Origin of the sequence: Streptomyces sp. ISL-36, assembly GCF_018614205.1 — a bacterium.
In the GTDB taxonomy this organism is placed as follows: domain Bacteria; phylum Actinomycetota; class Actinomycetes; order Streptomycetales; family Streptomycetaceae; genus Streptomyces.
Genome location: NZ_JAGGOS010000207.1, coordinates 1 through 6231, shown reverse-complemented (window position 1 = coordinate 6231; position 6231 = coordinate 1). Strand labels below are relative to the sequence as shown.

Below are 6231 nucleotides of genomic sequence, written 5' to 3'. Positions count from 1 at the left end.
GCCTGCGCCTTTGCGGGCTGCGCCTGTGCCGAGGGGGCCTGCCCCGGCGCGCCTGCCCGCGCCGCGGCCTTCCCGGACACGACCGCCTCCGGACCCGGCCGCGGTGACGCCGAGCGCGCTGCCGGCAGGGTCGTCGCCTTCACGCGTACCGGTGTGAGCGACCCCACGGGCTCCACCCGGCCGGCCGCCTCGAAGCCCCAGTCGAGCAGCGTGCGCGCCTCCTCGTACACGGCGAGCCCGCCGCCCGACTGTGGGTTCATCACGGACACGACCAGCGTTCGCGAGCCCCGCTTCGCGGCGGCGATCAGCGTGTTCCCCGCGCCGCTCGTATAGCCGTTCTTGACCCCGATGAGCCCCGGATAGCGGTCCACGCCGTCCGCCCCGGTCAGCAGCCGATTGGTGTTGCGGATGCCGTACGACCAGCCACCGGCCGGGAAATCGGCGTACCGGGTGGAGCAGTATCGGACGAACGACGGGTTGTGCAGACCGGCCCGGCCGAAGACCGCCAGGTCGTACGCGGACGACACCTGGCCCGGCGCGTCGTACCCGTCGGGTGACACCACCCGCGTGTCGTACGCCCCCAGCGCCCGTGCCTTCTCCTGCATCTGACGGGACATGGCCTCCCAGCCGCCGTTCATCGCCGCCAGCACGCGGACCGCGTCGTTGCCCGAGCTGAGGAAGACCCCCTTCCACAGGTCCGACACCTTGTACGTGAATCCGGCCTTCACCCCGACCATGCTGCTGCCCTGGCCGATCCCCGCCAGCTCCGACTCCGCGACCGTGTGCCGCCGCTCCTCGTCGACGTGGGGGAGCGCGGTCACGGCGAAGAGCGCCTTGAGCGTGCTGGCCGGCGGCAGCCGCCGATGAGCGTTGCGCGCCGCCAGAACCTCGCCCGTGGCGGCGTCCGCCACCAGCCACGACAGCGCCGAGAGGGAGGAGGGCGCGCTCGGCCCTCCGGGCAGCGGATGGACCTGGGTGCCGGTGCGGTGCAGCCGTGCGGGATCGACGAACCGTTCCACGGGCGGAGTGGGTTCGGTGACGGTGGACGCCGTGGCCGCGGGGGCGGACAGCACGAGCAGCAGCGCCGCGGTACCGGCGGCAGCGTGACGGACAGCTGACGTGACGATCATTCAGCCACCGTAGGAAAATGCGGCGGTACCCGCAGATCGTAGTGCGCCGACCGGCGTACGACCTGTGGCGTACGGGCGGTGTCGCCGCCCGTACGCCACACTCGGGAGGGCGCCGCGCGAGCCCGGCGACCTGCGCCCCCGGAGCCGGGTGTGCGCGGGGGTGTCGGTGGGGCAGTGCATGCTGGTGACGTGTCCTCACTTCCGTACCAGAGCACGTCCGTTCCACCTGATCCCGAGGAGCGGTCGCCCGCCTCCGGCCCCCAGGGAGCGCCGCTCGGCGCGCCCCTGTTCCGGGCGGAACGGCCGGGTCGGCCCACCCCCGTCGGCCACATGATCGTCAGCGGCGACGACGTGCTCGCCCACCGGCTCGCGGGCGAGCTCCACGACGTCTACGGAGAGCGGGTCACCCTGCTCGTACCCGTTCCCGGCGACTCCCCGCACCAGTCGGCGGGCCGCCCGGGACGCGCCTCCTCGCTCTTCGGCAGAGTGACCGCGGCCGTGACCCGCGGCACCGTCGGCGAGCAGCGCGGGGCGCCCGCCGCCCGCTCCGTCAGGGTGGTCGAGACGGCCGAGGTCGACGAGACGGTGCTCGTCGACGCGGGTGTGGAGCAGGCGGCCGCGCTCGCCCTCGTCCACGACGACGACGAGACGAACATCAGGGCCGCGCTCGCCGCCCGCCGGCTCAACCCGCGGCTGCGCCTGGTCATCCGGCTCTACAACCGCAAGCTCGGACAGCACCTGGAGACCCTTCTGGACCAGGCCGCCGCCGTCGCCGAGCCCTGCCTCGACCCCAAGCTCCTCGACGCCTCGACGACCGTGCTCTCCGACGCGGACACGGCGGCCCCGGCCCTCGCGGCCACCGCCGTCGCCGGCACCAGCAAGGTCATCCAGGCCGGCGGTCTGCTCCTGCACGCCGTCGAGCGGAGCCCGGCCGCCCGGGGCGAGACCGCCGACCCTGGCCTGTGCACGCTCGCCCTCCTCTCGGCGACCACCAACGACCCGGCCGGCTGCGAGGGCTCCGAGCGGAGCGGCGACCAGGGCCCGCTGCTGCTGCCCGACGACCCGGCCGTCGCGGCCGCCCCGGGCCGGGGCACGGTCGCCCTCGAAGCGATCACGTACGCCGGTCCGACCCTGCCCTCCAACCGGTTCGGCGCCTCCGCCCTCCCCGTCGCCTCCCTCTTCTCCCGACGGCTGCGCTGGTCGCTCGGGGGCGTCGCCGCCGCCGTCGGCGCGATCGCCCTCGCCTCCTGGCTCACCACGGGGGACCATCCGCTGCACGCCGCCTATCTGACGCTCCTGGACATCTTCGCCATCGGGGACCCCGCCGTGGAGGAGCCGACCAGCCGTCAGGTGCTGCAGATCCTCGCCGGCTTCGTCGGCCTCCTCCTGCTGCCGGTCCTGGTCGCGGCGCTCCTGGAGGGCCTCGGCACCTTCCGTACGGCGACCTCTTTGCGCCGCCCGCCGCGCGGACTGTCCGGCCATGTCGTCCTGCTCGGTCTCGGCAAGGTCGGTACACGTGTCCTCGCCCGGCTGCGCAGGCTGAACATCCCGGTGGTCTGCGTCGAGTCCGATCCGGAGGCACGCGGCATCGCGCTGGCACGCCGGCTGCGCGTACCGACCGTCATCGGGGACGTCACCGAGGAGGGCGTCCTGGAGGCCGCCCGCGTCCACCGCGCCCACGCCCTGCTCGCCCTCACCAGCGTCGACATCACCAATCTGGAGGCCGCGCTCTCCGCGCGGTCCGTCAAGCCCGATCTGCGGGTCGCGCTGCGCCTTTACGACGACGACTTCGCCACCGCCGTCTACCGCACCCTGCGCGCGGCCCACCCCGATGCCCTGACCCGCAGCCGCAGCGTCTCGCACCTGGCGGCGCCCGCCTTTGCCGGCGCCATGATGGGCCGCCAGATCCTCGGCGCCATCCCGGTGGAACGCCGTGTGCTGCTGTTCGCGGCCCTGGAGGTGGCGGGCAACCCGCTCCTCGAAGACCGCACGGTGGCCGAGGCGTTCCACCCGGGAGCCTGGCGGGTGATCGCCCTGGCGACCGGTTCCGCGCCCCTCGGCCGCCCCGGAGCCGGACTCGTGTGGCAACTGGAGCCGGACCGTGTGCTGGGCGCCGGAGACCGGGTGGTGCTCGCCACCACCCGCCGAGGCCTGGCCGAACTCCTCGGCCGCCACCCTCGCCGGCCGGCGACACCGGACCCGGCGGTGTGACGGTGACGGGCCGGCCTCCGGCCCGACGGCACGAGGATCCGTGCACGAGTGGACCGACTGGTTCCCGGCGTCCGGCGCCGTCGCGCTCACCCAGATCCCGACCCAGTACGGCCGTATCACCTAACGCGGCCGGCCGCGGTCGCCCGCCGGCGAGGCGCGCAGGGCCGCGACGAGATGGAGGAGGTGCGCCTCGTTCCCCGAGAGACCGGCGGCCCGCAGGGCCGCGTCGGCCTCTGCCATCGGGTGCGTGAGCATCGCCCCCGCGTACGGAGCGAGGTGCGGGTCCGTCAGCACCGCCTGGGTCGATTCCAGCAGACGGAGGTACGCCTGGGCAGCGGCGCGCTCACGGGCGGTGATCGTGGTCATGTCGGGCTCCCTCTCGACAGGTTGGCGACCTCCACCCTCTCGTACGGGTCTGACAACCGGGGTTCGCCCCGCCCGTGCCCGCGCCCCGCTCGCCCTTCCGGGGTTCAGTCCCCCCGGCCGTCCACCCACGCGGCGAGACGGTCGAGGAAGACGCGCTGCCCCGCCACGAGGAGCGGAGCGGCCGCCTCGGGGGCGAACCAGCCGACCCGGTCGATCTCCGGGAAGTCCCGCTGGACGCCCGAACCGCGCGGCCACTCCATGGTGAACGTGCCGGGCACGACCAGCGTCGGGTCGAGGTCGCCCTCGACGGCCCAGATCGTGACGGTCTTTCCGTTCGACTGACGTGCCTCCCCGAGAGTGATCCGCTCACCGTCGGGTGCCGGCAGGCCGAGCTCCTCCTCGAACTCGCGGCGGGCGGCGGCCTCCGCGCTCTCCTCCGGGCCGTACTCGCCCTTGGGGATCGACCAGGCCGCGACGTCCTTCGACGACCAGAACGGCCCGCCCATATGGCCGATGAGGACCTCGAAGCCACCGTCCGCCGTCCGGCGGAAGAGAAGGAGCCCAGCGCTGCGCTTGTCCGGCATACGGCTCAGTGTGGCCGACCGCGTCAGATCCCGCAGCTGCTCGCCGACCAGTAGCGGGACGACCGGGTGTCGACGTGCGCGTGGTCGCCGTGCCCCGGGTAGCCCGGCCCGAGAATTCCGTTGAAGCCGTGGTTGCGGGCCTGCTTGACGAGGGTGCACAGGGACGGCGACCCCGTCAGATCGATGCCGTCGCCGTACAGATGCCGGCTGTCCGACGCACCGCCGACCGCCGAGTTGCAGGCGTACGAGCGGAAGCCGCTGCTCACCGAGATCGGTACGTCGCCCAGAGCGTGGCGCATCGCCTCCAGCTTCCACATCGCGCGCAGCGCGTTGGACTTGGCTGTGGCGGCGCTGACGGCGCCGCCCGAGAAGTCGCTGTTGCACTTGTTGAGCTCGGCATAGGTGAAGTGGACGGGCGTGCAGTCGCCGTCCTGGAGCGCGTACAGCTTGGAGAAGGTCGCGGACCCCGCCACACCGTCCGCCGTGAGCCCGTACGCCTGCTGGAAGCGGGTCACCGCGGCCTTCGTGGCCGGCCCGTAGTCGCCGTCGACGGCCAGCACGGCGCCGTAGCCGGGATATCCGGCGACCCGGATCTGGAGTTGGGTCACGTCGGCCCCGGACATTCCGGAGGACAGGGTGCGTCCCCAGGTGTAGCACTCGTCGGTGGTGGTCGAGTGTGCCGTGCCCGAGGTGGCGACCGTGCCCGCGAGGGCGGTGACCACCAGCAGGACCATGCCGAGCAGGGATCTGACCGTGCGCCGGACCATGACACCTCCGTGTCGGAGAAACGGAATTCCTGTCATGAGCATGGAGGGGTCGTGAGGGGTGGTCAACGCCGCGGACAGCCGCCACAGGACCAGGCCATTGTCGGGACGTCCTCAGGTTCCGACCCGCGCGGTCACCGTCACCGGGCCGCCCGCCGGGTCCACCTCCCGCACCCACCCCGCCGCGAGCCGCAGCGAACGGTGCGGCCATGCCGTTCCCCACACCTGACCACGGTGGAGGAGCCGGTCGCCCTGCGTCACGGAGACCACCGGACGGACCAGCGGAACCCGCGCGCGGAGAAGGAAGGGACGGCCACCGATGCTGTCGGTGACACGGTTCGGCGCCACCCACCGCAGCGGGCTCTCCACCACCACCGGCACGCCCCCGCCCGGCCACGGTTCGCCCGCCAGGTACCGCAGGACCGCGTCCGCCACCGCGCGCCCCTCGCCCGCCGCCGCGCCCGCCGATTCGACCCCGCGCAGCGTGTTGCCCACCGCGAAGATCCCTGCGGACGCGGTGCGGAACGCACCGTCGACCGCCGGACCCTTCGTACCGCTGTCCAGCAACACCCCTGCGGAGCGGGAGAGTTCGCTGTCCGGGATCCAGTCCCCCGTGAAGACGGCCGTGTCGCAGCGGATCGTTCCGACGCGTCCGTCGTGACGGCCCACGGCGACGCCCGCCAGCCATCCGCGGCCCAGCAGCTCGGTCACCCTGGCGCCGGTGAGCAGGGGAGGGGGCGGTACGGCGCCGAACCGGCGTGGGCCGCGCGGCTGATCCGTGATCATGGCGACCACCTCCACCCCGGCCCGGCGCAGCGTCCCCACCGCATGACGGGACACCGGCTCCGCGCCGATCACGACGGCTCGCCGGCCCAGCCGCTCACGCCGTACGCCGTACAGATGGACGGACTGCTGCAGCTCGCCGGTGGTCAACACCCCGGCCGGTCGGGTCCCCGGCACCAGCCGTGCGCTGCGTGGCCGTTCGCGCGCGCCGGTGGCCAGGATCACCACGCGGGCGGTGAGCGTTTCGAGCCCGGTGGCGGCGGTTGCCTCCAGTGTGAGGGGGCCCGCCCAGCCGGTGGCGCTGACGCCGGTACGGACCGTGGCCCCGGCTGCCACCGCCGCCCGCACCGACCGGCGGGCGAACCCCGGCCCGTCCAGCGGGCGGCCGAGGCC

General features: G+C 73.8%; 6 protein-coding genes. 1 reads left to right on the top strand and 5 read right to left on the bottom strand.

Annotated features, from left to right (window positions below):
• A partial coding sequence (locus J7E93_RS36100; RefSeq protein ID WP_215074267.1) for a D-alanyl-D-alanine carboxypeptidase family protein occupies positions 1–1130 on the bottom strand: 1130 nt, incomplete at its 3' end.
• Positions 1131–1460: 330 nt separating this feature from the next.
• On the opposite strand from J7E93_RS36100, the gene J7E93_RS36095 reads away from it, so the two are divergent.
• Positions 1461–3341: a TrkA family potassium uptake protein gene (locus J7E93_RS36095; protein ID WP_215074268.1), complete on the top strand. Its 1881-nt coding sequence runs from the start codon at positions 1461–1463 to the stop codon at positions 3339–3341.
• 120 nt (positions 3342–3461) lie between these two features.
• On the opposite strand, the gene J7E93_RS36090 is transcribed toward J7E93_RS36095, so the two are convergent.
• The 4 genes from J7E93_RS36090 to J7E93_RS36075 all read right to left on the bottom strand — a co-directional run.
• Positions 3462–3707: a hypothetical protein gene (locus tag J7E93_RS36090; protein ID WP_215074266.1), complete on the bottom strand. Its 246-nt coding sequence runs from the start codon at positions 3705–3707 to the stop codon at positions 3462–3464.
• Between the two features lie 104 nt (positions 3708–3811).
• Complete coding sequence (locus J7E93_RS36085; protein WP_215074265.1) at positions 3812–4291, bottom strand: NUDIX domain-containing protein; 480 nt, start codon at positions 4289–4291, stop codon at positions 3812–3814.
• A gap of 23 nt (positions 4292–4314) precedes the next feature.
• Complete coding sequence (locus J7E93_RS36080) at positions 4315–5058, bottom strand: D-Ala-D-Ala carboxypeptidase family metallohydrolase (protein ID WP_215074264.1); 744 nt, start codon at positions 5056–5058, stop codon at positions 4315–4317.
• A 111-nt stretch (positions 5059–5169) separates the two neighbouring features.
• The coding region (locus J7E93_RS36075; protein ID WP_215074263.1) for an NAD(P)/FAD-dependent oxidoreductase at positions 5170–6231 on the bottom strand (1062 nt) is incomplete at its 5' end.